The 2,609-nt window shown below is 61.9% G+C and carries 1 protein-coding gene; it reads left to right on the forward strand.

Features of this window, described 5'->3' with window-relative positions; translation table 11 throughout:
* A partial coding sequence (locus tag GPS82_RS13725; protein WP_296495666.1) for an efflux RND transporter permease subunit occupies positions 1 to 2,609 on the forward strand: 2,609 nt, incomplete at both ends.

The following is a 2,609-nucleotide window of genomic DNA, read 5'->3' on the forward strand; positions in this document are numbered from 1 at the left end:
ACGGTACGCGAATACCCCAAAATTGACGAGCCCGTGGTGTCTGTCACCACCACCTTTGCCGGCGCCTCCAGCGAGGTCATGGAAGCCCAGGTGAGCAAGGTGCTGGAGGACTCGCTTTCGGGAATTGAAGGTGTGGACGTGATCACCTCTGCCAGCCGCCAGGAGCGCAGCCAGATCAGTGTGCGCTTTGCCCTCACGCGCGATGCAGATGCCGCCGCTGCCGATGTGCGCGACAAGGTCACCCGGGTGCGCCAGCGCCTGCCGCAGGGCATTGACGAGCCGGTGATCGCCAAGGTTGAAGCCGAGTCGTTTCCGGTGATTTTTCTGGCCCTGAGCTCCGACACCCACAACCCCCTGCAACTGTCCGAGATGGCCAACACGCTGGTCAAGCCGGTGTTGCAAACCGCACCGGGTGCGGCTGAAGTCAATATTTATGGCGAGCGCAAGTTTTCCATGCGCATCTGGGTTGACCCCGACAAACTCGCGGCCTACAAACTCAGCGTGCAAGACCTCGAAGACGCGCTGCGCCGCGCCAACCTCGAGGTGCCGGCCGGGCGTATTGAGAGCGGGCAACGCGAGTTTGACGTCACCGCCGCCACCGACCTGCAGCGCCCCCAGGATTTCACCCAGGTGGTGATTCGCAGCGTCAACGGCCAGGCGATTCGCATCGGCGATGTGGCCCGCGTGCAGGAAGCGCCAGTCGATGAGCGGTCCTTTGTGCGCCTAAACGGCCGCGATGCGGTGGGCGTGGGCGTGGTCAGGCAAAGCACTGCCAACCCGCTGGACCTGTCCAAAGGCGTACGCGACTTACTTGAGAAGTTGCGCCGTGATTTGCCGCCGGGTGTGCAGATTGAAGTGGCCAACGACAACTCGGTGTTCATTGACCAGTCGATCAAGGCCGTGTTCACCACCATCGTTGAAGCCACGGTGCTGGTGGCGCTGGTGATTTTTGTGTTTTTGCGCACCCTGCGCGCCTCGCTGATTCCGCTCATCACCATCCCGGTGTCGCTGGTCGGCACCTTTGCCATGATGGCGCTGGCGGGCTTCAGCATCAACACCCTGACGCTGCTGGCGCTGGTGCTGGCGATTGGCCTGGTGGTGGACGATGCCATCGTGATGCTGGAAAACATTTACCGTCACATTGAAGAGGGCCTGCCGCCATTTCAGGCCGCCATCAAGGGCGCGCGCGAGGTCGGTTTTGCCATTGTGGCCATGACCCTGACGCTGGTGGCGGTGTATGCGCCGCTGGCGTTTTCACCGGGGCGCACCGGGCGCCTTTTCACCGAATTTGCGCTGGCACTCGCCGGAGCCGTGGTGATTTCGGGCCTTGTGGCGCTCACCTTGTCGCCGATGATGTCGTCGCTGTTGCTCAGGCACAACCCCAAGCCAAGCTGGTTTGATTCGCACATGGATGGGCTGCTGAATCGGGTCACCAGCACCTACAGCAGCCTGCTTGCCTGGTCGCTCGGCAGACGTTACCTGGTGCTGGCAGTGATGCTGGCCAGCGGCGCCGTGTCGTGGTGGGTGCTGGGCGACATCAAGCGTGAACTGGCCCCGCTGGAAGACCGTGGCGTGGTGCTGGCCCGGGTCAATGCGCCCGATGGCGCCACACTGGCCTACACCGACCGTTATGTGAAGAGTGTGGAGCGCATTGCCGAAGACTATCCCGAGTTTGACCGCATCTTTGCCACCGTGGGCAACCCCACCGTGTCGCAGGCCAACGTGTTTTTCAGGGCCAAGCCGTGGGATGAGCGCGAGCGAACCACCCTTGAAATGGCGCTCACCATGTCGCCGCGTTTCGCGGCTGTGCCGGGGGTCAGCGCAGCACCTATCACGCCGCCATCGCTGGGGCAGGGCTTTCGCAGCCAGCCGATTGAATTTGTCATCATCACCTCTGACAGTTACCAGGAGCTGGCCAAAACCGTGCGCGCGTTTCAGGATGAGCTGGCCAAAAACCCGGGATTTGTGCAGGTGGACACCGATTTGCGGCTCAACAAACCCGAAATCAGACTGGAGGTGGACCGGGAGCGGGCCGCTGACATGGGTGTCAATGTCGATGTGATCGCGCGCGCCATCGAGACCATGCTGGGCGGCCGCAAAGTCACGCGCTACAAACGCGGTGGCGAACAATACGACGTGATCGTGCAGACCACCGCGAGTGGCCGCGACACGCCGGATGACATCGAGAAGATTTTTGTGCGAGGCAAAGGCGCCGAGTTGATTCCGTTGTCCGCACTGGTGACCACCCGCGAGGTGGTGGTGCCGCGTGAGCTGATCCACTTCGGCCAGCGCCGCTCGGCCACCATTACGTCCAATCTGTCGTCCACCTATTCGGTGGGCGAGGCCCTGCAGTTTATGGACGCCACCGCGCAAAAAGTTCTCCCGTCCGGTTATGCCACCGACCTTAATGGCATCAGCCGCGAGTTCAGAAAATCGTCTGAGTCGCTGACGCTGGTGTTTGGGCTGGCGCTGTTGTTCATCTTTCTGGTGCTGGCGGCCCAGTTCGAGAGTTTTGTCGATCCGCTCGTGATTCTGTTCAGCGTGCCGCTGTCGATGGCCGGTGCCTTGCTGGCGCTCAAATGGTCGGGCGGCACGCTCAATGTGTTCAG

It is taken from the genome of Rhodoferax sp., assembly GCF_011391645.1.
GTDB lineage: Bacteria > Pseudomonadota > Gammaproteobacteria > Burkholderiales > Burkholderiaceae_C > Rhodoferax.